General features: G+C 66.3%; 24 protein-coding genes. 10 read left to right on the top strand and 14 right to left on the bottom strand.

Going from position 1 to position 22,320, the window contains the following annotated elements:
- Position 1: 1 nt before the first annotated feature.
- The 4 genes from CH273_RS08090 to CH273_RS08075 all read right to left on the bottom strand — a co-directional run bounded on the left by CH273_RS08090 (position 2) and on the right by CH273_RS08075 (position 2,840).
- Complete coding sequence (locus CH273_RS08090; protein ID WP_082073920.1) at positions 2-697, bottom strand: demethylmenaquinone methyltransferase; 696 nt, start codon at positions 695-697, stop codon at positions 2-4.
- Positions 698-745: 48 nt separating this feature from the next.
- Positions 746-1,885 (bottom strand): glycosyltransferase family 4 protein, encoded by a 1,140-nt coding sequence (locus CH273_RS08085; protein WP_032393934.1) that lies wholly within the window; start codon positions 1,883-1,885, stop codon positions 746-748.
- A 63-nt stretch (positions 1,886-1,948) separates the two neighbouring features.
- Positions 1,949-2,407, bottom strand: a complete 459-nt coding sequence (locus CH273_RS08080; protein WP_032393933.1) for a glutaredoxin domain-containing protein — start codon at positions 2,405-2,407, stop codon at positions 1,949-1,951.
- Positions 2,400-2,840 carry a hypothetical protein gene (locus CH273_RS08075; RefSeq protein WP_045201015.1) on the bottom strand — a complete coding sequence of 147 codons (441 nt, stop codon included), beginning with the start codon at positions 2,838-2,840 and terminating at the stop codon, positions 2,400-2,402. Before CH273_RS08075 ends, CH273_RS08080 begins: the two co-directional genes overlap by 8 nt.
- 55 nt (positions 2,841-2,895) lie before the next feature.
- Between CH273_RS08075 and CH273_RS08070 the strand changes: the two genes are divergently transcribed.
- Positions 2,896-3,396 carry a DUF2505 domain-containing protein gene (locus CH273_RS08070; RefSeq protein WP_032393932.1) on the top strand — a complete coding sequence of 167 codons (501 nt, stop codon included), beginning with the start codon at positions 2,896-2,898 and terminating at the stop codon, positions 3,394-3,396.
- Positions 3,397-3,413: 17 nt separating this feature from the next.
- Here the strand turns inward: CH273_RS08070 and CH273_RS08065 are convergent, their stop codons facing one another.
- The 3 genes from CH273_RS08065 to menD form a co-directional block, all read right to left on the bottom strand.
- The gene (locus CH273_RS08065) at positions 3,414-3,896 is read right to left on the bottom strand and encodes a DinB family protein (protein ID WP_082322361.1); all 483 of its coding nucleotides are present in this window, start codon (positions 3,894-3,896) and stop codon (positions 3,414-3,416) included.
- A gap of 86 nt (positions 3,897-3,982) precedes the next feature.
- Entirely contained in the window at positions 3,983-4,717 is a 735-nt protein-coding gene (locus CH273_RS08060; protein WP_032393930.1) for a class I SAM-dependent methyltransferase, read from the bottom strand.
- Positions 4,718-4,731: 14 nt separating this feature from the next.
- Positions 4,732-6,342, bottom strand: a complete 1,611-nt coding sequence (gene menD, locus CH273_RS08055) for a 2-succinyl-5-enolpyruvyl-6-hydroxy-3-cyclohexene-1-carboxylic-acid synthase (RefSeq protein WP_032393929.1) — start codon at positions 6,340-6,342, stop codon at positions 4,732-4,734.
- 62 nt (positions 6,343-6,404) lie between these two features.
- Between menD and CH273_RS08050 the strand changes: the two genes are divergently transcribed.
- Genes CH273_RS08050 through CH273_RS08035 form a run of 4 tightly spaced genes read left to right on the top strand, consistent with a single transcriptional unit; the run spans position 6,405 to position 10,350 of the window.
- Complete coding sequence (locus tag CH273_RS08050) at positions 6,405-6,992, top strand: flavin reductase family protein (RefSeq protein ID WP_032393928.1); 588 nt, start codon at positions 6,405-6,407, stop codon at positions 6,990-6,992.
- Positions 6,989-8,053: an AbrB family transcriptional regulator gene (locus tag CH273_RS08045; protein WP_032393927.1), complete on the top strand. Its 1,065-nt coding sequence runs from the start codon at positions 6,989-6,991 to the stop codon at positions 8,051-8,053. The genes CH273_RS08050 and CH273_RS08045 overlap by 4 nt, the downstream gene beginning before the upstream one ends.
- 46 nt (positions 8,054-8,099) lie before the next feature.
- Positions 8,100-8,930 carry a siderophore-interacting protein gene (locus tag CH273_RS08040; RefSeq protein ID WP_032393926.1) on the top strand — a complete coding sequence of 277 codons (831 nt, stop codon included), beginning with the start codon at positions 8,100-8,102 and terminating at the stop codon, positions 8,928-8,930.
- Positions 8,931-8,952: 22 nt separating this feature from the next.
- The gene (locus tag CH273_RS08035) at positions 8,953-10,350 is read left to right on the top strand and encodes a DUF2252 domain-containing protein (RefSeq protein ID WP_032393925.1); all 1,398 of its coding nucleotides are present in this window, start codon (positions 8,953-8,955) and stop codon (positions 10,348-10,350) included.
- Positions 10,351-10,434: 84 nt separating this feature from the next.
- On the opposite strand, the gene CH273_RS08030 is transcribed toward CH273_RS08035, so the two are convergent.
- From CH273_RS08030 to CH273_RS08020, 3 genes are read right to left on the bottom strand one after another with little or no spacing between them, the layout of a single operon-like run.
- Positions 10,435-10,878, bottom strand: a complete 444-nt coding sequence (locus CH273_RS08030) for a DUF6918 family protein (protein ID WP_032393924.1) — start codon at positions 10,876-10,878, stop codon at positions 10,435-10,437.
- A gap of 53 nt (positions 10,879-10,931) precedes the next feature.
- Positions 10,932-11,903, bottom strand: a complete 972-nt coding sequence (locus CH273_RS08025) for an o-succinylbenzoate synthase (protein WP_032393923.1) — start codon at positions 11,901-11,903, stop codon at positions 10,932-10,934.
- The gene (locus CH273_RS08020; RefSeq protein ID WP_032393922.1) at positions 11,900-12,544 is read right to left on the bottom strand and encodes a PaaI family thioesterase; all 645 of its coding nucleotides are present in this window, start codon (positions 12,542-12,544) and stop codon (positions 11,900-11,902) included. The genes CH273_RS08025 and CH273_RS08020 overlap by 4 nt, the downstream gene beginning before the upstream one ends.
- A 67-nt stretch (positions 12,545-12,611) precedes the next feature.
- Here CH273_RS08020 and CH273_RS08015 point away from each other — a divergent pair, with 67 nt between their 5' ends.
- From CH273_RS08015 to CH273_RS08005, 3 genes are read left to right on the top strand one after another with little or no spacing between them, the layout of a single operon-like run.
- A complete protein-coding gene (locus CH273_RS08015) occupies positions 12,612-13,505 on the top strand; it encodes a 1,4-dihydroxy-2-naphthoyl-CoA synthase (RefSeq protein ID WP_032393921.1) in 894 nt (297 codons plus the stop codon).
- A 7-nt stretch (positions 13,506-13,512) separates the two neighbouring features.
- On the top strand, positions 13,513-14,634 hold the full coding sequence (locus tag CH273_RS08010) for a GGDEF domain-containing protein (RefSeq protein WP_230596617.1): 1,122 nt from the start codon (positions 13,513-13,515) through the stop codon (positions 14,632-14,634).
- A gap of 48 nt (positions 14,635-14,682) precedes the next feature.
- Positions 14,683-15,063 carry a VOC family protein gene (locus CH273_RS08005; protein WP_032393920.1) on the top strand — a complete coding sequence of 127 codons (381 nt, stop codon included), beginning with the start codon at positions 14,683-14,685 and terminating at the stop codon, positions 15,061-15,063.
- Here the strand turns inward: CH273_RS08005 and CH273_RS08000 are convergent.
- Together CH273_RS08000 and CH273_RS07995 are read right to left on the bottom strand one after the other, a co-directional pair.
- A complete protein-coding gene (locus CH273_RS08000; protein WP_230596616.1) occupies positions 15,060-16,343 on the bottom strand; it encodes a sensor domain-containing phosphodiesterase in 1,284 nt (427 codons plus the stop codon). The two genes, CH273_RS08005 and CH273_RS08000, sit on opposite strands and share 4 nt — an antisense overlap.
- A 105-nt stretch (positions 16,344-16,448) precedes the next feature.
- Positions 16,449-17,798, bottom strand: coding sequence for a hypothetical protein (locus CH273_RS07995; protein WP_032394180.1), 1,350 nt, complete (start codon positions 17,796-17,798; stop codon positions 16,449-16,451).
- Between the two features lie 147 nt (positions 17,799-17,945).
- Here CH273_RS07995 and menE point away from each other — a divergent pair, with 147 nt between their 5' ends.
- Positions 17,946-19,034 (top strand): o-succinylbenzoate--CoA ligase, encoded by a 1,089-nt coding sequence (menE, locus tag CH273_RS07990; protein ID WP_052049287.1) that lies wholly within the window; start codon positions 17,946-17,948, stop codon positions 19,032-19,034.
- A gap of 218 nt (positions 19,035-19,252) precedes the next feature.
- On the opposite strand, the gene CH273_RS07985 is transcribed toward menE, so the two are convergent.
- Positions 19,253-19,627, bottom strand: coding sequence for a nuclear transport factor 2 family protein (locus CH273_RS07985; RefSeq protein WP_032393917.1), 375 nt, complete (start codon positions 19,625-19,627; stop codon positions 19,253-19,255).
- Positions 19,628-19,780: 153 nt separating this feature from the next.
- Positions 19,781-21,457, bottom strand: coding sequence for an alpha/beta hydrolase (locus CH273_RS07980; RefSeq protein WP_230596615.1), 1,677 nt, complete (start codon positions 21,455-21,457; stop codon positions 19,781-19,783).
- A 62-nt stretch (positions 21,458-21,519) separates the two neighbouring features.
- Between CH273_RS07980 and CH273_RS07975 the strand changes: the two genes are divergently transcribed.
- Positions 21,520-22,299 (top strand): PIG-L family deacetylase, encoded by a 780-nt coding sequence (locus CH273_RS07975; protein ID WP_032393916.1) that lies wholly within the window; start codon positions 21,520-21,522, stop codon positions 22,297-22,299.
- Positions 22,300-22,320: the final 21 nt, after the last annotated feature.

Below are 22,320 nucleotides of genomic sequence, written 5' to 3'. Positions count from 1 at the left end.
GCTACGGTCGAGTTGCCTTGTGCAGCGCGACGATTCCGCCGGTGAGGTTGCGCCACTGCACGTCGGTCCAGCCGGCGTCGGCGATGCGCTGCGCCAACTGTTCCTGCGTCGGCCAAGCGCGGATGGACTCGGCGAGGTAGACGTACGCGTCGGGGTTACTGCTCACCGCGCGTGCGACTTTCGGCAACGCCTTCATCAGGTACTCCATGTACACGGTGCGGAATGGACCGAACACCGGCGTGGAGAATTCCGAGACGACGAGCCTGCCGCCGGGCTTGGTGACGCGGGCGATCTCGCGCAGTCCGGCATCGAAGTCGGAGACGTTGCGGAGGCCGAACGAGATGGTGGCGGCATCGAAGCTGGCGTCGGCATAGGGCAGTGCCATCGCGTCGCCTGCGACCATCGGAACACCTCGCTGCAATCCGGCCTGCAACATGCCCTTGGAGAAATCGGTGGCCACGCACCAGGCTCCGCTGCGACCGAGTTCGACGGTGGAGACACCGGTGCCTGCAGCAAGATCGAGAACACGCTCGCCGGGTTTCAGATCCAACGCTCGCCGAGTGAGCTTGCGCCAACTGCGGTCCTGCCCGAACGAGAGAACGGTGTTGGTGATGTCGTATCGACGGGCGACGCCGTCGAACATCGACGCCACCTCGTGGGGCTCTTTTGCCAGGGTTGCGCGTGATGTCTGGGCCACGCAGTCCAGACTACTCAGGAGCGAAGCCTGCGGAGCGACCAGAAGACGCTACGCAATCTTCTGCACCTGCGGAGCTGTGATGCCTTGCACGTCGTAGTAGTGCGAGATCAGTTCGTCGCAGATGGCCGGCCAGGTTCGGTGCAGAACGGATTTGCGAGCTGCGTCGCCGAATCGTGCCCGGGTGGTGGGTTCGGTGAGGGCACCTACGGCACTGGGCAGCAGCTCGGTGAACTTGTCGACCGGCAGCAGGTATCCGTTGCGGCAGTGCGAGACCAGATCGCGCGGGCCCCCGGCGTCGGGTCCGATGACGGGGACGCCACTGGCGAGGGCCTCTTGCACTGCTTGGCAGAAGGTTTCGTGTTCGCCGGGGTGGACGAAGATGTCGAAGCTGGCGTACGTCCGCGCGAGTTCGTCGCCGCCGAGTTGACCGGTGAAGATCGCGCCGGGCATCAGGGTCTGCAACGCCGCTGTGTCGGGTCCGCCGCCGACGATCACCAGCTGGATCGACGGGTCGGTGGCCAGGACGGCGAGGCGCTCGACGTGCTTCTCGGGGGCGAGCCTTCCCACGAAGCCGACGATCAGTTTGTCGCCGGCTCCCCACTGGTCGCGAAGGGTGGCCGACGCGGCCGAAGGCGCGAATCGAACGGCGTCCACTCCCCTGGCCCATCGGTGCACGCGCGGAATTCCGTGCAGCTCCAAAGCGTCGACGGCGGAGGTGGACGGTGCCAGGGTGCGGGCCGCGCCGCGGTGCAGTCTCCTCGTCCAGCGCCACGCTGCCTTGGACGTCAGGCCGAGGCCGTAACTGGCGGCGAAACCGGCGACATCGGTCTGGTAGACGGCAACAGCAGGCACATCCAGTCGGTTGGCGGCGGCGAGACCGCCTGCTCCGAGCAGGAACGGTGACGCGAGATGGACGACGTCGGGGGCGAAGGCACGCATCGCCGAGACCATGCCGAGGCCCGGCACTCCGACGGGCAGCGAACTGACCTTGGGGACCATGATCGACGGCACCCGGTGCACCGGAACATCGTCGTGCCACGTCGCGGCTCTGGGGCCGGACGGATTGTCCGGGGCGATGACGATGGCGTCGTGCCCCGTCTTGTCGAGGTGTTCGAGGACACGGATCACCGAGTGGGTGACGCCGTTCATGTTGGGCAAGAACGATTCCGCAACGATGGCTACTCGCACGGTCCTCAGTGTGGGCGGCCCCGCAGTCGGCCAGGTATGGACAACGTTACGTGTGGGCCAACGTCACACGAATTGCGCGAGCACCCACGACGGATCGGGGTTGGTGCGGTGTTCGGATCCCACGAACACGGTCGGGACCGTCTCGTTGCCGTCGTTGACCGACCGAACCCGCGCGGCCGCAGCGTTGAATGGTCGTTCCGCAGGCTCCACTCCTGCCGGATCCTTGCGGATGTTCACCCACACGGCTTTCTTTCCGCGCAGCAACAGCGCTACCCGCAACCGCAGGCAGAAGATGCATCCAGGACGCCAGTAGACCAACGGCACCGAATTCCGAGTCGCCAGGGTGCGCGAGGCGTCGTCGGACAAGGACCGGGGGTACAGCACCGGCGTCGTCAGTGCGAGAACGAACCCAACGGCGAGCACCAAGACCACGATCGAGGACGCGATGTTGCCGAAGTTCACCAGCGCGAACCCGGCCACCGCGGCGAGGGCAGCGATGATCCACTGCTTGGCATCACGCATTCCGGGCCTCCTTGCGTCGTAACCAGAACAGCACCGGCCCGGCGATCAGCCAGGTGACGACGATGACCGACCCGGCCGGAACGATAGCGACGGTAGCGTCGCGGCCGGCGACGCGCACCAGTTCGACGTCCGGGTCTGCCTTGTAGTACTCGACCTCGATGCGTTGACCGGCGATGAGGTTGGTGGGGTACAGCACGCCGAGCGCCGGGTTGTGTGTCACGCCGTCGGGGGTGATGAAGCTGACGGCCGAGCGCAACTTGCCCGCGGACAGCACTTCGGCGGTGGCGGTGCCCTTGTCGGAATCGATGGTGACGTCGTTGCGCCAGGCTCCGACCACCAGAAGCACGGCGAGGACCGAAATCGCGCCGGCGACCACGAGCACGACCAGCCGGGTCCGGTACAGCGTTCGGCTGGCTCTGTCGGTAGCGGTCACAGCGATCAGGTTACTTCGCAGCCGACGCGACGCCGCTCGGGTAGCGTCTGCACTCATGTCGCGCAGCTTCGAGTTCACCGTCGAATCGTCCAATCCCCCCGCCGACGTGCACGCAGCACTCACCAGCGAGGCCCAGTGGGCAGCCCGTTTCGCCAAGGCGAAGAAGACGGACGGGTACGAAATGACCAAGCACGAGGACGGCGGTCTGACGGTCGACATCACCGAAGAGGTCGGCACCTCCGAACTCCCCGGCTTCGTCACGAAGGTCATCAAGGGCAAGCTGATCGTCTCCCGCACCGATCACTGGGGTCCGCTCGAGGGCGACCATGCCGAGGGAACCCTCATCGGCGGCACCACCGGTCTACCGGCCAAGGTGAACGGCACGCTGTCTCTTCGACCCGACGGAACTGGTGCGAAGTTGATCGTCAAGGGCGAATCGACGGTGAAGATTCCACTCGTCGGCGGCAAGATCGAGGACCTGATCAACAAGATGATCAAGGACATGATCGATCAGGAAACCGGCGAGACCCTCGAATGGGTTGCGGCGCAGGGCTGACGACCTACCCTCGTGCCTCAGGATGAGAGAATCTGTTCACGAAGGATGTCGGCATGGCCGCAGTGGTGGGCCAATTCTCTCAGCACCTGGAGATATACCCAGTGCACCGTACGAGGCCCGCTGCGATGACCCGTTACGACGGCATCGAGTGGCACGTCGGCTGCCACCGCTCGAGCAGTTGCGCAGGCCTGTCTGTGCGCCGCGACGACACCGACGATGGTGTCGTGGTCGTCGACAACGAAGGACTCCGCAGGACTGCGAACCAGGCCGAGCTCAACCCTGGACCTACCCCCGATGCATTCCTCGAACCACACCCGTTGCATCCATGTCACATGTTTGAGCAGTCCGAGAAGCGTTGTGGCCGATGGGACCAACCGTTCACGCGCCTGCTCCTCGGTGAGACCGTCGACTATCGCGTCCAGGGCGTTCCGGTACTCCTCGACGAACGCCTCGAGCTGAGCGCGGTCATCGTCCAGCAGAACCTCGAAAGCACCCGCCACTGGTTCTCCTCGATCCGATTGTCGGCCTTGACACGTGCTCGCGTTTCGGATGCGGGCACGCAGCGATCGTAAACCCGGCCGAGAAGCTACCGGTCCGCTGCAGAGTGCGCGTAGAAGATCATCTCTCGCCCCGGCCGGTCCGGCGCGTCGCGCACCTCGCCGACTGTGAACCCATGATCGACGAGGGCACTTTCCACCTCCTCACGCTCGCGGAACCGGAGCGTCGAATCCGACGTCAGAACCTCACCGTCACCGGCGAAGACGTACGTCCAACGAAAGCTGACCAAGGGCCCATCGACCTCGGTGGTCTCCAGCCAACTTTCCACCCGGCCCACCCCCGGAATATCGCGCACTGCACAGGAGTCTCGCTTGTTCCACTCGGTCCAGGCCGTGCGTGCGGGAATGCGAGTCTCGAACACCAGACATCCGTCCGGACGCAGTACATCGCCGATTCGTGTCAGCGTGAGCGACCAATCCTCGTCATCGACGATGGCCTGCGCGACATTGCCCGTCATCGTCACCAGATCGACTTGGAGTGCCGGTAGGTCCCCGGCGTACCCCTGAACCCACCTGACCTGCTCGGCACCGGGTTTGCGTCGGGCCACTGCCAATGATCCGGCGGCCGGATCGAGCGCGGTGACCGCGATCCCGCGAGCCGCCAAGCGCAAGGCCAAAGTCCCTGTCCCGCAACCGACGTCGAGTACTCGGCGCGCATTCGATTCCTCGGCTGCCGCCACGTACACGTCCAGATCGGAGCGATCACCCTCGAGCATGTCGTAGATCGCCGTCAATCGAGGATTCTCGAAGATTCGATCGGGCATCGACTCGATCCCCTTTACAGTCGCGCCCTGATCGCCGCGTGCAGATCCCGCAGTCCCGATCGCTCGGTGGTCACTTCCAGCACTCGGATTCCCGTGGCACGGCCGGTGAGTTCGGTTGCCAGATCGGCCAAGTCGACCAGTCGATGCTCCACACGATAGGCACCGCACAGCGCGCCGAGATCCATGCCGTGGGGTGTGCCGAACACTCTCTCGAACACCCCCGCGTACTGCGGGTCGCCCTGTTCGAGGAGCTCGAAGATGCCGCCGCCGTCGTCGTTGGCGACCACGATCGTCAGGTCGTCGGGACGCGGTTCACCGGTGCCGATGAGCAGGCCCGCTGCGTCGTGCAGAAATGTCAGATCGCCGAGAAGCGCTATGGTGCGGCGCTTTCCGGCCATCGCGGCACCGATGGCCGTCGAGACGGTGCCGTCGATGCCGGCCACGCCGCGGTTGGAGAGAACCTTCACGTCCGGGGTCGGGGTCGCCACCAGGGCCGCGTCGCGCACGGGGTTGGAGGCTCCGAGCACCAGCTGGTCTCCGGGCTGCAGCGCGGACATCACCACGTCGGCCACGTGCAGCCCCGTCGGCTTGGGATGCTCTCGAAGTTGTTCGTGCACAGCCAGTTCGGCCTTCTCGGACAGAGCGGCGCAGCGCGCGATCCAGGCAGGGTCGGGCGCGCCGGTGGTGACTGCGCGAGTGCCGGTGGCCAGGACGTTGCCGGAGACGTCGGGCCAGCGCGGTCCGGTGGTCAGCGCGATGACGTCGACCGCAGGGTCGGCCAACAGAGCCGAGACCTGCCGATGCAGCGTCGGCCGCCCGGTGATGACTGCCTGGCGCGGCCTCAACTGCGCGAGAGCCAAGGGATGCAACGGGATTCCGTGCAGGGGCGCCGTCGGCTCGGCGACGGTCGGCAGCCCGGCGAGCTCCGGACGCACGGCACCGCCGTGACCGGAGACGACCACGGTGTCGATCGTCAGATCCAGTTCGACGGGAACGTCCAGTGTCGCCTGGGTGGTCGAGGTCCACGGCATTCCGTCGGGCCGACCCTCCGGACGGGCACCCGGGTCTCCGATCGCAGGCACCAACGGCTCACGCAGCGGGATGTCGAAGTGCACCGGGCCCGCGTTGCCGGAGCGTGCGCCGCGCGCTGCGGCGATGACCCGTGAGACCGCACTGCGCCACTGACTGTTCTGCTTGGGCCCTTCCTCGGCGAGGCCGAGGCTGATCGTCGCGCGGACCTGAGATCCGAACAGGCCGAGCTGCTCGATGGTCTGGTTCGCGCCGGTCCCGAGCATCTCGTACGGGCGGTTGGCGCTGATGACGATCAGCGGAATGCGTGCGTAGTTCGCTTCGAGAACAGCAGGCCCCAGATTCGCGACCGCGGTTCCCGACGTCATCACCACAGGGACGGGCTGACCGCTGCCCAGGCTCAGCCCGATGGCCAGAAAGCCGGCGGTTCGCTCGTCGATCCGCATGTGCAACCGCAGGCGACCGGCGACGTCCGCCTCCTGCAACGCGAACGCCAACGGAGCGTTCCGCGAGCCGGGACAGAGCACGACGTCTCGGATCCCGCTGCGCGCCAATTCGTCGACGACTGCGGTGGCCTGTGCGGTGGACGGATTCACAGTTTCCAGAGTGTCAGATGCGTCGGTCAGCCGCCGCAACCGGGCTTTGACAGTATTGAGGTGTGCGTACAGTCTTTCGGCCCGACGAGGTCGCTCCCGGTCGCTTCTACCAGCTCCTGACCGCTTCGGTGGTACCCAGGCCCATCGCGTGGATCTCCACCGTCTCCGCCGACGGTGTGGCGAACCTCGCCCCCTACAGCTTCTTCACGGTGTCCTCGGTGGTACCGCCCGTCGTGCAGTTCACCTCGGTGACCCGCAAGGACAGTCTTCGCAACATCGAGGCCACGGGCGAGTTCGTCGTGAACCTGGCGACGGCACCGTTGGTGGATCAGGTCAACAGCAGTTCGGCGAGCTTCGACCACGGCGTCAGCGAATTCGAAGCCGTCGGGATCGAGAGCGAGCCCAGCACCGTCGTGACACCACCGCGCGTGGCCGCCGCTCCGATCGCCATCGAGGCGACGCTGCATCGCGTCGTCGAAGTGGGTAACTGCTTCGTCGTCATGGGCACCGTCGTCGCCCTGTCGGTCCGTCCCGAATATCTGGCCGAGGACGGCCTCCCCGAGTTCGACGCCATCGCCCCGCTGAGCCGCCTCGGCCGTACCGAGTGGGGCTTGCCGCCCGAGGTTCGCGAAATCGAGCGCCCTTCTTGATTCGCTGGTCGCTGCTGGTTCTCGTCACCGTCGGACTGACGGTCGGTGCGGACGCCCTCGGGGTTCCATCGGCAGCCCTGTTCGTCGCGTTGCTGGTGGCGGTGATCTTCGCTCTCGCAGGTTGGGCACCGACCACGGGCACCGAGCGCGCTCCGCTGCCGCGACGGCTCGGCATGGCGGCTCAGGCGGTGCTGGGCGTCGAGATCGGGACGCTGGTGCAACGAGACACACTCGGCTCACTGGGCGATGCGTGGTTGCCGGTGCTGCTGGCATGCGTCGGAACGCTCCTGTTGTCCATCGCCGCGGGCGCGCTGCTGGGACTGCGCACGGACATCGATTCACTGACCGGTGCGCTGGCACTGGTCGCGGGCGGCGCGTCGGGCCTGGTGGCCATCGCTCAGGAACTCGGCGGCGACGAACGCGTCGTTGCGGTGGTGCAGTACCTGCGGGTCGTTCTCGTCACCACTACCCTGCCGCTGGTGGCCACGCTGGTGTTCCGGGCGCAGCCAGGGCACTCGACCGCGATCGCCGATTCCGGAGCTCCGCTGTACGTGGACCTGGTTTTCGTGCTGGTCTGCGGCGCGATCGGCGTACTGCTCGCGCGTGCGCTGCGCTTTCCTGCCCCCGCACTGCTGGGCCCACTGATCATCGCCACGTGCGCCGATGTCCTCGGGTTCTCGTTCGACGCATCGGTTCCCACGTTGCTGCTGTGGGCGGCGTACATCGTGATCGGGTGGCAAGCGGGTCTGCGATTCACCGTCGCGAGCCTGAAGTCCATCTCGCGGGTGCTGCCGTCCGCGTTGCTGCTCATCATCGCCGTCACCGTCGGGTGCGCGATGCTGGGGCTGTGGTTGGCCTCGTCGACGGGCACCAGCGGATACGAGGGCTACCTCGCGACCACCCCGGGTGGGGTGTACGCGGTACTGGCGATCGCGGCATCGACCGGAGCGAACGTCACGTTCGTCGTGGCAGCGCAGGTGATCCGAGTGTTCATGATGCTGTTCGCGGTGCCGATGGGAGCAAAGGTCGTCCAGCACTACCGACGAGATCGACCCGAGTGAATCGACGCGACCCCATTCGGAGTTAGGGTCCACTAATCTCACCGGCATGGCCAAGTACGTCAAACCCGATCATCCGGCGTTCTACCGTCTGCACGTCCTCGCCGCCGAGAAGATCAGTTCCGGTTTCGTCAGAATCACCCTCGGGGGCGAGTCGCTCGCGGACTACCGGTACATGGGCTACGACCAGTGGTTTCGACTGTTCCTGCCGCAACCGGGGCAGAGCGAACCCCGCATACCCAGCACGACCTCCAAGCTCTGGTACGCCCAATATCTGACCTTCTCCAAGAACACCAAACCGGTGGTTCGCAACTACACCGTCCGCGACTTCCGGCCCGCAGGCCAAGGCCGATTCAGCGAGGGTGCGGAGCTCGACGTCGACTTCGTCGCACACGGCGGCGAACACGGCGAGGCAGGTCCGGCGTCGTCGTGGGCTGCGCAGGCCGTACCCGGAGACCGCGTCGCGATTCTCGACGAGGGCCGCATCTACAACCCGGACACCGAACCCTCGTGGCAGTTGCTCGTCGGCGACGAAAGTGCTGCTCCGGCAATTCTCGGCATACTGCGATCCTCGCCTGCGGACCTGCGGGCCGTGGTGTTCGTCGAAGTCCCCACCGAGGCCGACATCCAGCATCAGGACGTGCCGCCGGGCGTCGAGCTGAACTGGATCGTCCGACCCGACCAGCGTGCCAAACCCGGCGAGGCCGCACTGACCGCCGTGCAGCAGGCCGAACTTCCCGGCGGCACCCCGTACGTCTACGTGGCAGGCGAGCAGGGCCTGGCGGCGGGCCTGCGCAGATACCTGGTGAACGACCGCGCAGTACCGAAATCCAGCATCTGCTTCACCGGATACTGGAAGTTCGGTAAAGCCGCCGGATAGCACTGGATTAGTGTCATCTCACATGTCCGGCTTGGGAAAAGGTCACACGGTCGTCACCGACTCGGTCGAGGTGGACGGCGCGTCGTTCGCCTCGCTGCGAGCCCGTCCTCTCCCCCGCGCCGAGCGCTACGAACTGGGTCGACGCCTACGCGAGAAGGTTCCGATCGCCTCCCTGGGTGACTGGGCGGCACCACCGGATCGACCCGACCCGGTCAAGCAGATCGACTACTCGCACCAGGGCCGCATCGAATGGCTGATACCGACGCGCCTCGAGCGGATGGTCGAGTCCCCCTACGGCTTTCTCCGCGGCACGGCCATCGTCATGGCCCGAGACGTGGCGATGCTGCCGTCGACCGGCATCAACCCGGTCATCAGCGGCGACGCCCACCTCGGCAACTTCGGTTTCTACGCCTCACCGGAACGTGACCTCGTTATCGACCTCAACGACTTCGACGAGGCCCACCCGGGAGCCTGGGAGTGGGATCTACGACGCCTCGCCGCGAGCATCTGGGTGGCCGGGCGGCAAAACGGCCGCACCGAGGATCAGTGCCGTGACGCCGTCACCGCCTGTGTGTCCGCGTACCGCATCGAGGTGGCCAGACTTGCCGACGAGCCGCTGATGTCGCGTTCGTTCCAGCGTCTGACCGCCGAGAAGCTGCAGCGTGACGCCACCGAAGGCTCGCTGCGCAAGGAGATCAAACGCGCCACCAAGAAGGCGCGTCGACGCACCAGTGACCGCGTTCTGCCGCGTTTCACCGAGAAGCACGAGGGCAAGCGCAGAATCGTCGAGGAGCCGCCGATCACCACGCGCATCTCGGCGAAGGACGAGGAACTTCTCGCCGTCGGACTGGACGAGTATCTGCTCACCCTCACCCCACACTGGCGTCGAGTGCTCGGTGGATACACGTTGATCGACGTTGCGCACCGCGTGGTGGGCGTCGGCAGCGTCGGCCTGCGGGCGTATGTGGCTCTGCTCGAGGGCACCAGCGAGGACGACGTGGTGTTTCTCCAGCTCAAGCAGGCCAGACGCTCGGTGCTGGCACCGTACGTGCACGGCGAATCGGCCTGGCACGACCATCAGGGGCAACGCGTCGTCGAGTATCAGCAGGATCTGCAGACCGTCAGCGATCCGCTACTGGGCTGGACGACCATCGCCGGACGTCAGTACTACGTGCGGCAGTTCCGCAACATGAAGGGAACGATCGACCTGTCGTCGATCGATGCACCCGCGCTGGTCGACTACGCACGGGTGGTGGGCCGTCTGCTGGCCAAGGGTCACGCACGCACCAGCGGCGCGTCGATGATCTCGGGATACGCGGGTGATTCCGATGCCCTCGAGGTGGCGCTGTGCCGCTTCGCGCAGCTGTACGCGGATCAGACGGAAGCCGACTGGGAGCGATTGAGCGCTACGCGCATGTGAGCGTGGAGCCCTTGGGTCGTTCCGCAGGCTCCACTCCCACCTCGTAGCAGGCTACGAGTTTCCACTCACATGCGGCGAAGCCGCTCAGGCGTGCTTGGCGACCAGGTCACCCACGCGAGGCAGTGCCTCGATGACGTTCTTCTTCGCCGAGCCACGCAGGCTGCCGTAGAACTTCTTGACGACGGACTTGTCGGTCTCCTCGATGCGTGCATCGGTGACCGAGAGCAACGCGTCCGATGCGGCGTCGCCGTTGGCGACGAGATAGTCACCGAACGTGCCCTGCGGGGCAGCGTTGTACGACTGCCAGAACGGGTCGAGCTTGTCGACGAAATCGGGCCACAGAGCCGAGACCGCGCTGTCGATGTACGACGGCCCGACCTTCTTCACTGCGCCGTATCCCCCCTTGACCGCGAGGCCACTCGCGCCCTTCTTGTCCGCGACCTCGGCATCGATCAGAGCCAGAACGTCGACGCGCAGAGCGTCGGCCTTCGACTCGTCGAGCAGCGAATCCTTGAGTGCAGCAACCACTTCGAACTTCCTCCCAGATGTGTCAGCGGCCCCGTCGCGGACCGGCCGCAACACTACCGCAGAAGGGCGTGGCAACGCCGAACTCGCTCGATCCACCACTGCGTGCGATCGGCATCGGCATCGAGCTCGATCAGCGCCTGGGCGTCGGGTTCGAGACTGCCGACGGGGTACGTTCCGTCGACCACCTCCGGCGCAGGTGCGACGTCTCGAACGAACAGTGCGCCCGTTCCCAGACCGCAGGCGAATTCGAGGTGCGGCAACGCCGCGGCAGCGGCCAGACCGGCCGAGATTCCCACCGCCGAATCCAGAGCACTCGACACCACCACCGGAACGCCGTACTCCCCCAGCTCGCCGGCCAGCTCGAGCACCGCGCGCATCCCACCGAGCGGGGCGACCTTGAGCACCGCGATGTCGGCTCCGCCTGCCCGGACGACCTTCATCGGATCCTCGGCTCGGCGAATGCTCTCGTCCGCTGCCACGCGCACTCCCGGAGCCCGGCGACGAAGTTCGACGAGTTCGGCAACGGTGGCGCACGGCTGCTCGGCGTACTCGACCGGACCGTCGGCGGTCAGGGCCGTCAGCGCCGCCACCGCCTCGTCGACGGTCCAGCCGCCGTTGGCGTCGACGCGAACCCGCGGGACCAGCTCGCGCACCGCGCGCACCCGGGCGACGTCGTCGGCGAGCGTCTGCCCCTTCTCGGCCACCTTCACCTTGGCGGTCTCGGCCCCGGGAGATCGGCTCAGCACCGATGCCACCTCCGAGGCCGCCACGGCGGGGACCGTCGCATTCACCGGGATGCGTCGACGCAGTGGGCTCGGCGGGCCGTCCCACGCGGCCTCGATCGCCGACGCCAACCAGGGTGCCGACTCGACGTCGTCGTATTCGGGGAACGGTGAGAATTCACCCCACCCGGCCGGCCCACGAACGAGCATCACCTCGCGGGTGGTGATGCCGCGGAACTTGGTCCGCATGGGCATCGAGAGCACATGCGCGCCGTCCAGAATGTCGTCGATCGGGGGGATCATTGCTGCCCCGGGAGCAACTGCACCATCAACGCCTCGCAGTCGGCCAACAGGGTGCCGTCGAGATCGGTGAGCCGAGCGTTGATGAACGTCTTGCGCCCCTCGACCCGATCCACCGCGCCCTCGACGACCAGCTCGGTGTTCAGCGGCGTCACCTTGCGGTAGTTGATGTGCAGGTACGCCGTCCGGCTGATGGGCCTGCCGTAGGCGTGCTGGATCAGGCCGAAGAGGTCGTCGAACAGCAGCGGCAGAGTGCCGCCGTGCGCGGCGGAGTTACCACCGAGGTGGAAACGACGGAACATGCCTCTGCTGCGCACGCCCTCGGCGTCGATCTTCTCGATGATCCACGGCAGCAACAGCAGCGAACCGCGACCGGGCAGCCGAGGAACTCGTCCGGCGGTCTGTCGCCCCTCGGCCACCACGTGCGGGCTCAACAGCTCGATCAGTTCCCTGGTCTTGTCCGCTGCTGCCTCGGTCACGTCGGCAGGCAACGAGGTGGACACCGCGAGGTCCTGCACCGTGCGCAGCGCCTCGAGCAGCTGCCCGTACTCCGGGCCCACCTTCGCCGGCACGAAACGCGGGAAGCCCCCGTGGTGGTCGTATTCGGGGTCGGAATCTCGGTCGAGCTCGATCGGGTCGGTCATGACTGCACGCTAGCTGCACCGACCGTTCGGCACGGAGTCAACCCCGGCCACCGTTAAGCTGGCGCCTGTGACCTTCACTCCCGCACTGTGGCGTCCCGTTCCCGGCTTCGAAGACCTGACCGACATCACGTATCACCGCCACGTGTCCGACGCGACCGTGCGAGTTGCGTTCGATCGGCCCGACATTCGCAACGCTTTTCGGCCGCACACCGTCGACGAGCTCTACCGCGCCCTCGAGCATGCACGGGTGAGCTCCGACGTGGGAACGGTGCTGCTCACCGGCAACGGTCCGAGCAGCAAGGACGGCGGCTGGGCGTTCTGCTCCGGTGGCGATCAGCGCATTCGCGGTCGCAGTGGTTACCAGTACGCCGACGGGGAGACGGCCGACACCGTCGACAAGGCCCGCGCCGGACGCCTGCACATCCTCGAGGTGCAGCGCCTCATTCGCTTCATGCCCAAGGTGGTCATCTGCTTGGTCAACGGCTGGGCGGCAGGAGGCGGGCACAGCCTGCACGTGGTGTGCGATCTGACTCTCGCGAGCCGCGAGCATGCCCGGTTCAAGCAGACCGATGCCGATGTCGGCAGCTTCGACGGTGGTTACGGGAGTGCGTATCTGGCGAAGATGGTCGGTCAGAAGTTCGCCCGCGAGATATTCTTTCTCGGCGAGACGTACTCGGCCGAGGAGATGCACCGGATGGGCGCAGTGAACAAGGTGGTCGATCACGACGAGCTCGAGAACACCGCGATCGAGTGGGCTGCCAAGATCAACGCGAAATCACCTCAGGCACAACGAATGCTGAAGTACGCCTTCAACCTGCAGGACGACGGCCTGGTGGGTCAGCAACTGTTCGCCGGTGAAGCCACCCGCCTGGCCTACATGACCGACGAGGCCGTGGAGGGTCGCGACGCGTTCCTCGACAAGCGCGAGCCCGACTGGTCGCCGTTCCCCCGATACTTCTGACCTACCGGTGATTTCGACGTCGAACCGCCGAAACCACCACAGTGCTGCGGGCGCTCTGCGAGCCTGGTTCACCCAGCCCTACGACTATCGCTGGATGGCGGACTTCCAGAACTCCCGGCCCGCCGGAAGAATTATCCGGTGGGTGTTGGCATGCCTGACGCTCAATTTCGGTGTGCTGGCGGTGGTGTCGTTGTTCTCCGAGGACACCACACGCAGCCCGCTCGCCATCGCCTGGAAATCGGCTCTGATCGTCATGGTCGTGGCCGTCAGCGCGGCCTGGATCATCAGACCGTTTCCCGGCCGGCTCGGGGTGGTGGCCTTTGCGGTCTTCGCCGATCTGGGGACGGCGTCGACGCTGTGGATCAACCCGCTCACGGACGCCCTGCTGACGTGCACGCTGTTCGCCGTGATCGGAACGTTCTGCACGTTCTGCCTCAGCCCCCGCTGGCTGCTGGCGCACCTGGTGTTCGCGGTGACATGCACTCTCGTTGCCGCCGCAGCGACGTACTCCCGCGGGGAGGTGGACATCGCATCACTGATCTTCCGGACGAACGTCGTGCTGCTCACGATCGCCGCAGTTCCGCTCGTCTCGCATCTGTTGATCACCATCCTGACCGACGATGCGCGTCGTTCGTTGCTCGATCCGTTGACCGGCCTGGCCAATCGTCGCGGTCTCGACGCTGCCATCGACGATGTGTGGCCACGCGGCCGAGAGAAGGATCGGTGCTCGGCGGCAGTGATGATCGACATCGACCGGTTCAAATCGGTGAACGATCTGTACGGGCACGAGGAAGGCGACGCGGTCATCCTGCGCGTCGCCCAGCGTCTACGCGCACATCTGGGCGAATACGGTGTGGTCGCGCGCACCGGCGGGGAGGAGTACCTCGCCGTCGTCTCGACGTCCCGCCTCCACATCGACGCGCTGGTCCACGGGGTGCGCCGAGCACTGCGCGATCCCGAGGATCCGATTGCGGTGACGGTCAGCGTGGGGGCTGCGATCGTGCACGCGGGTTCACCGGTGTGGGATCAGAACATCGACGTCGTGACGCGGGCAACGCGGATGGCGGATTCGATGATGTACGAGGCGAAGGCTGCCGGTGGTAACCGAATCGCGACGACCGAACTGTGAGAGTGGAGCCTGCGGAACCACCTCGGCTGACCGTGGTATCCATGCGGGGTGGACATCCTCGCTTCTCGGACAATTCTCCGACCCGTCGACTACGAGAGGACTCTCGCGTTCTACCGTGACGGTCTGTCGTTGGCAGTGTGTCGCGAATACCCCGGCGGAACGGTGTTCTTCGCGGGTCAGGGTCTGCTCGAGATCGCTGCGCATCATCGCGGCGACGAATCGGGTTCGTTCTCCGGCGCGCTGTGGTTGCAGGTACGCGATATCGCCTCTGCTACAGAGGAATTGACGGCCGCCGGGATCGAAATCGTGCGTGAGGCACGCACCGAGCCGTGGGGCCTGATCGAGATGTGGATCGAGGATCCGGACGCGATTCCCATCGTGCTGGTGCAGATCCCGCAGGATCATCCGCTGCGAAAGGACAACCGCTAGCCCGTCGACGCGTCGTCGGCGATCGCGCGCAGCACCGCCGATGCCGACTGCGGCCTCGACCACAGATACCCCTGAGCCAGCGTGCACCCGAGTTCGAGCACAGCGTCGGCCTGTTCGCGACTCTCGATGCCCTCGACGATCATCGTCAGATCGAGATCCTTCGCCACTCCGGCCAACGACCTGATCATCGCCCGTCCGGCCACGGTGTCGACGAATCGCGTCAGGTGCCCGTCGATCTTGATGCCGTCGGGTTGAAGGGTCACCAGCCGTTCGAGTGAGGACCAGCCCGAACCGAAATCGTCCAGCAGCACCCTGAAGCCGAGCCGATGCACGTCGTCGATGTGCCTGCGCAGCAACGGCCCCGGCGTCACGGCGGTGGTCTCGGTGAGCTCGAGCGAGATCGACGACGGCGACACCCCGGAGGACGCGATGGCGCGCTGCAACTGACTGACACCGTCGGGATGGGCCAGGTGGCGTCCCGAGATGTTGACGGTCAGCCGCAGGTCCGGACGATGGACGTGCCACTTCTTCATTTCGACCGCGGCCTGCGCGAGCACACTGAGGTCGACGTCGATGATCAGTTCACTGGCTTCGGCGAACGGCACGAAGTCCGCAGGCACCACCATCCCGCGAGTGGGGTGATGCCAACGCGCCAAGGCCTCGAAGCCGACGATCTTCTCGGTCCGCAGATCCACGATCGATTGGAACCAGGGGACGATGTGGCCGTCGGCGATGGAGTCGGCGATGTCGTTGTCGCTCCCGAGCCGGATGACGCCCGATCCGACGCGGCGATGCAGGTCGAGTTGTTCCTCCAGCACCGACGCGAACTGTTCGAGTTCGCGCATCTGCTCACCCGAGAGCGAGCGCGGCGTGCGATCGAGCAGGCAGAGGGTGCCGATCACCAGGCCCTCGCGCCCGCGCAGCGGAACCGACGCGTAGGACGCGATGCCGTTGTCGTCGAGGATGGCGCGCTGCCGGGTGGTGGCATGGACGCGTCCGTGCGCCACGACGGCGGGTTCGCCGGAGCGCACCACGTCGTCGCAGAGGGTGTCGGCTCGTACGACCGTCGACACCGGCGGTCCGCCGACGTTGACCAGCGTGTACTGAGTGTCTTCGTCGAGCACGTTGAGCTGCGCGATGGCGAATCCGACGCTGCGTGCGGCGAATTCGACCGTCGACCGCAGAGCGGGCGTCGTCGCCTCGACATCGAGGTATCGACGAGCCGAGTCGCTCTGCCGGCGAGACCGAGAGCGCGCGGTGTCCGCGACCTCACCGTCCACCGGCATCACCTCGCAACGAACCGCCGGGCCCGTTCTGGAACCGGATCCAGGTGAGCTTAACCGGGCCACATCTGCAGTTTCGACCGATAGGCCATCCGAGAGCGGTCACAACGACGGATAGCGCGTATGGAGCAGCCGATGCCGCAGCACCGCCGCGGCCAGTCGCTTGCCTTCGTCCGTCGCGACCGAGCCGGACGGCTGCGGCCCCGACGCGTGAGCCGGTTCCGGCAACTCGAACGCCCCCAGGGCGCTCAACTCGGCGACCAGGGTCCGAGCGAGCGGCTCGGCATGCTCGGCAGCAGGCTCCTCGCCGGAATGCGTCCACCCCTCGGCCCGCAGCAGACGCGCCAGGTCGTCTGCCGTCCCTTCCACGTCGGCGACATCGTGACCGACGATCATGCGAGCCAGAACGACCTCCGCGGCAATCGTGTCCGGGTGATATTCGGTGCCGACGATGCCTGCGGTGAGCACGCGCCACAGCCCGTCGGAGCTGAGCTGCCGAGTTCGGGCCGTCGGTACCAACCGCCCGGCGGACCGACGCAGCAGACGCACCCTCATCAGGAGGCGTCGGACGATCAGTACCTTCTCCGTGTCGAGTTCGCGGCCGACATACAACGGACGTTCGGCCGGAGGAAACACCGTGTTCGCGATGCCGGCCACCACCTCGTCCGGCAGGTACCCGGCGTCGGTCAACGCGACGCCGTCCCCGATGCATCCGATGAAACTCTCGAGCCTGCGCACACACCCGTACACCGGCTCGGCGGCCTCGTGCAGCGCCTCGCGCAGCCCCAGATACAGCTCGGCCCGCGGAGCGCTGTAGTTGCTCCACAACTCGATGCGGTGGTCGAGGAGCTGTTCGAGCAGAACTGCCTCGGAGTCGTCCTTGCCTCGATCGGAGGTCAGCACGGCATCGGTGACGCCGCGTCGACGCATGGCCAGAGCGTTGGTGCCGAGCGGTCGCCCACCGGGCTTCGACGGCTCGAACTCGCCGGCGATGGTCGCCACTTCCAGCGTCTCACCGATCTTTTCCACGATGGCCCGCTCGACACCGGTCGGGGCGTCCTGCCAGGTGACGAGCTCGGTATCGACGGCACCGATGCCCGACTGTTCGGTGGCGGCGCGATAGTGCTGCAACCACGCGGCGTCGTCGGGTGTTCGCACCAGCTCCTCGGTGACGGCGCTTCGGGCGATCTCCGCGTATCCGACGCGTCCGAGCCGGTCGAGCAGGTCACCGAGGGCATGTGCGATGTCGACCGCGCGATCGGGCCCCTCGGCCGCGTGACGCAGATACACCCACAGGTAGGTCTGTACGGAATGTTGCGTCGGGCCCGCGGGCGGAGACACGTCCACCAGACCGTCCCAGCCCAGACGCGCGTCGGCGGCAAGCGCGGGATCGACGGAATCGAAGTACGACAGAGCTGCCCACACCGCGTCGTCCATGCCCGATCCCTTCACGATGTTCCACTGTTCCACAGCGACTCGATCTCGGGTGACAACCGCGGACCCCGTAGGTGCTCCCGTCCGCGATCGAGCCGTGCGACTAGCCTCGAGTCCGTGCTCGAGAGCGTATCCATTCCGTCGGGGCCTGCGGCGGCGGAGATCATGCCGCGGCTGAGCCGCATGCTCGCAGGCGACGGCCCGGCCCTGCTACCCGTGCCCACCGACGATCCGCGTGAGACCGAACGCCTGCACGACGCGCTGGCACCGGGAACCCCCATCGACGACGGCGTCGCCCTGGTCGTCGCGACCTCGGGAACGACGGGTGTCCCCAAGGGAGCCATGTTGTCCGCTTCTGCACTGGTGGCCTCGGCGACGGCCACCGAGGAACGACTCGGCGGACCGGGGTCGTGGCTGCTGGCGTTGCCCGCTCACCACATCGCCGGAATGCAGGTACTGCTTCGCAGTGTGCTCGCCGGAACCTCGCCCGTCGTGATGGACGTGTCGAGAGGTTTCGATCCCTCCGCTCTGATCGACGCGGTTGGCCTGATGTCGGGACCCCTGCGCTACACCTCACTCGTCCCCGGACAATTGCTGAAGGTATTCGAGATCCCCGAAGCGATCGCGGCCCTCGCCTCACTGGACGCAGTCCTCCTCGGCGGGGCCGCGACACCGGCACCGCTGCGAGAGAAGGCACAGGACGCGGGCATCCGATTGGTGCGGACCTACGGAATGAGCGAAACGGCAGGCGGCTGCGTGTACGACGGAGTTCCACTGCACAGCACCGTCGTACGCATCGACGACGGCAGGGTCGTGCTGGGTGGAAAGACCGTGGCCTCGGGCTACCGCGGGCTACCCGATCATCCGGCGTTCGCCGAACCCGGATGGTTCCGCACCGACGACGCCGGAACCATCGTCGACGGGGTCCTGAGCATCTCCGGACGACTCGACGAAGCGATCTCGACCGGCGGACTGACCGTCGTGCCGCAGGTCGTCGAGGCTGCACTGGCAACACACCCCGCAATACGAGAATGCGCCGTCGTGGGGTTGCCCGACGAGCGACTCGGCCAGAAAGTGGTGGTCGCAGTCGTCGCCTCTGCTCCGGTGACATTGGCGGACCTACGCACCCACGTTGCTGCCTCGCTCGACATCACCGCCGCACCACGCGAGTTGTATCTACTCGACTCACTACCCACACGAGGTCCGGGAAAACTGAACAGGGCCGAACTGCGCACCGTGCTGCAGAAACTCTAGGTTGCGGCGCACTCTCGTCGAGCACTGTGGTTGTGCGCGGTGGTCTTCGATCGGCCGCTGGGGCGTCGGGTCGACCGCACACGCGCGCGCAGTTGTCAGGTGCGCGCCCGGTCGACCGCAAACGCACGCGCAGTTGTCAGGTGCGCGCGAAACAGTGAGCGAACAGGTGGCGAACTTGCGCGCGTTCGGCAAACGCGCGCGCGTTTGCGCCGGAGCGATCATTCGAGCGGCGTGCCTTGATGGTGCACCAGTTCCCATCCGGTGTTCGTACGCCGCCACAGCGAGGTTCTACGGGCGCGCATCCTCGACGTTCGCGAAATCCACTGCAGCAGAACATAATCTGCACCGATCACCCGTCCGACGGGTTCGATCATCTCGATCTCGACGGAGACTTCGCTACCGAGCATGTCGAGTATCGACGACTTGTCCCACACCGTGCCCGACGCTCCGACCTCGGTGAAGTCGTCGGCGAGCAGACGGGCAAGCCTCTCGCGATCGCGTCGACATTCGGCAGTCTGCAGCTCTCGTTCGAGGTCCAGAACCGTCGACACGTCGTTGTCAGCGCTGGGTCGACCGGCGGAGGCAGGCGGCATGGAATGCACTGTCTCACGCACGAATGCGCGCGCAATTGCCAGGTGCGCGCGAAACAGTGACCGAACAGGTGGCGAACCTGCGCGCGTTCGGCAAACGCGCGCGCGTTTGCGGCAGAGGTGGGCGGTAAACCGAACACCCGATCACGCGACGCCTCAGCCCGCCATTTTCTCGTACAACCGCGTCACATCGGCGTCGGACCAGCCGGGCGGCTCGAGGATGTCGGCCCAGATGTTCACGGCGTCGGCTCCGTAGCTGTGGCCGTGTCCGTCGTCGACGTCGGTGGAGAAGACCTGATCGAACGTCAACTGCCAGAAGGTCACGAACGGGAACCACTGCACTCCTGGGTCGACGTCGGCACCGCGGGGTTCGCGCAACCAGTCGGGCCGGTTCAGGATCAGATCCGGTGACCACCACACGATCGGGTCGGATGCGTGCTGCCAGTACACGATTCGCGGCTCTTCCCACGGTCCGTCGATGTCGAGGTCACCGGACGAACTCGCGAAGCGCACGTGTTCGCCGCCGTCGACGACAGGTAGTATCTCGCGAGAACCGGCGTCGCGTCCGGCCGTGATGCGTGCCCATTGGGGGGTGAAGTTCGGGTTGCCGACCCACAGGGCACCGTCGATGCGCGCGATCATGTCCTGCGCGCCGCTGAACGCGTCCTGTCCGCCGTAGGCACCGAGGCTTTCACCGAACAACACCAGCTTGGGTCGCGCATCCTCCGGGAGTTCGCTCCACACCTCGTACACCGCCTCGAAGAGGGCTCGTCCGGCGTCCTGAGGAGTCTGCCGGTCGGCCAGAAATGCCATCGGGCTCGGCAGAAACGAGTACTGCATCGACGCGATCGCCGAGTTGCCGTCGTACAGGTATTCCAGAGGGCGAGCGACGTTTTCGTTCACCCACCCGCGTCCGGTCGTCGTCGCGACGCCCAGTACAGCGCGGGAGAATGCGCCGGTGCGTTCTAGCTCGGCCACCACCCGATCGGCGACGACTTCGACGGTGTCCGCGGACTCCACGCCCGCGTAGGCACGGATCGGTTGCACCGCAGGCCTTCCGGTGAACTCACTGATCTCGTCCGGTGATACCCCGGACACGACGAAGCGTCGCCCCTCCTGCCCCAGGGATTCCCACTCCTCGTTCGAGGCGTCCGAACCAGACAGTTCGGCCGCGGTGGGCTTCTCGACGCCGTCGTGGTTGCCGCGGTCCGCAGTCGAGGCCGACTGCTCCGCGACCGCAACGATGCCGCGAACGAGTGCGCCGTTGACGGCGAACACCACCAACAGGGCCACGACGATCACGCTGGCGATCCGTGCGACCGGCTTCGGCACGTATTGCTTGCCCCACCGCGTCAAGGCCTGAGAAGCCCGCCGCAGCAGACGACCCAACGCCAAGACAGCAACGGCCACCACCACGGAGACGACCAGTACCGCGACGTACAGCGGCCTGCCGGGGTCCTCCACACCGACGAGCTTGCGAACGATCTGCTGCCACCACGATCCCAGGATCAGAAACAACGGAACGGCCACCGCCGCAGCAACAGCCAACGCCCACCACCCGCGTCGACGCCACTGCTCGGACCAGTCCGGCGACACCCCGCAGGTTCGAACCACCCACGCGATCAGGCAGCCGACGCCGTACCCGATCGCGACACTGATACCGGTGGCCACCGCCTGCAGGTACCAGACGCGGGGCAACAGGGACGGCGTCATCGACAGCGCGAAGAACACCACGGCGAACAACAGGCCGACGGGATGGAGCGCGCGGCAGTACCGATCCGCTCGCGAGTCCTGCCAGAAGGAGCCGATCCGGGCCAACCGCCGTGTGGTCACGTCCTGATCGTATTTCTCGGCCGACTGGGCTGCACCTGCTTCGACGTGCAAGCATTCAGGACATGAGTGTCCTGGTTTGCTTCCATGCACATCCCGACGACGAGGTGTTCGGGACCGGCGGGGTGATGCGCCTCGCCGCCGACGCCGGCCATCGCGTCGTCCTGGTCACCGCCACCGACGGTGCCCTCGGCGAATACCCCGACGGCATCCTCGCCGAGGGCGAGACGTTGGCCGAGCGCAGGCGCATCGAGCTCGATCGTTCGGCGGCCGCTCTCGGTGTCGCCCGCATCGTGCGGCTGCACTATGCCGATTCCGGTATGGCAGGCACTGCAGAGAACGCGAACCCCGGCGCGTTCTGCAACGTCGATGTCGACACGGCGGCCAAGCGATTGGCCGAGGTGCTGCTCGACGAGAAGGCCGACGTCGTCACCATCTACGACCCGAACGGTGGCTACGGTCACCCGGACCACATCCAGGTTCACGTCGTCGGCAAGCGCGCCACCGAGATCGCCGAGACTCGCTTCGTGTACGAGACCACCACCAACCGCGATCACATGCGCAGACTGATGGAGGCCAATCCGCACTGGGGCGAGGAAGCGTCACCGCCGGACATGGAAACCTTCGGTCTGCCGGAAACCGAGATCACGACGGTGGTCGACGTGTCCGGCGCGATGGACGCCAAACGGGCAGCGATGGAAGCCCACGAAACACAGATCGGCGACTTCGGACCGTTTCTGCAGATGTCTCCGGAAGACCTCGCCACCACGTTCGGCACCGAATGGTTCAGAAAACTCCGCGGCACCGGCGGCGTCGGGCTCACGGAGACCTCGCTCCCGCTCTGACCTGGCCGGACAGCGGACGCA

This window comes from Rhodococcus sp. 05-339-2, assembly GCF_002258965.1.
Lineage (GTDB): Bacteria > Actinomycetota > Actinomycetes > Mycobacteriales > Mycobacteriaceae > Rhodococcoides.
The sequence above is the reverse complement of the archived record's forward strand: the minus strand, read 5'-3'. Positions and strand labels throughout refer to the sequence as shown.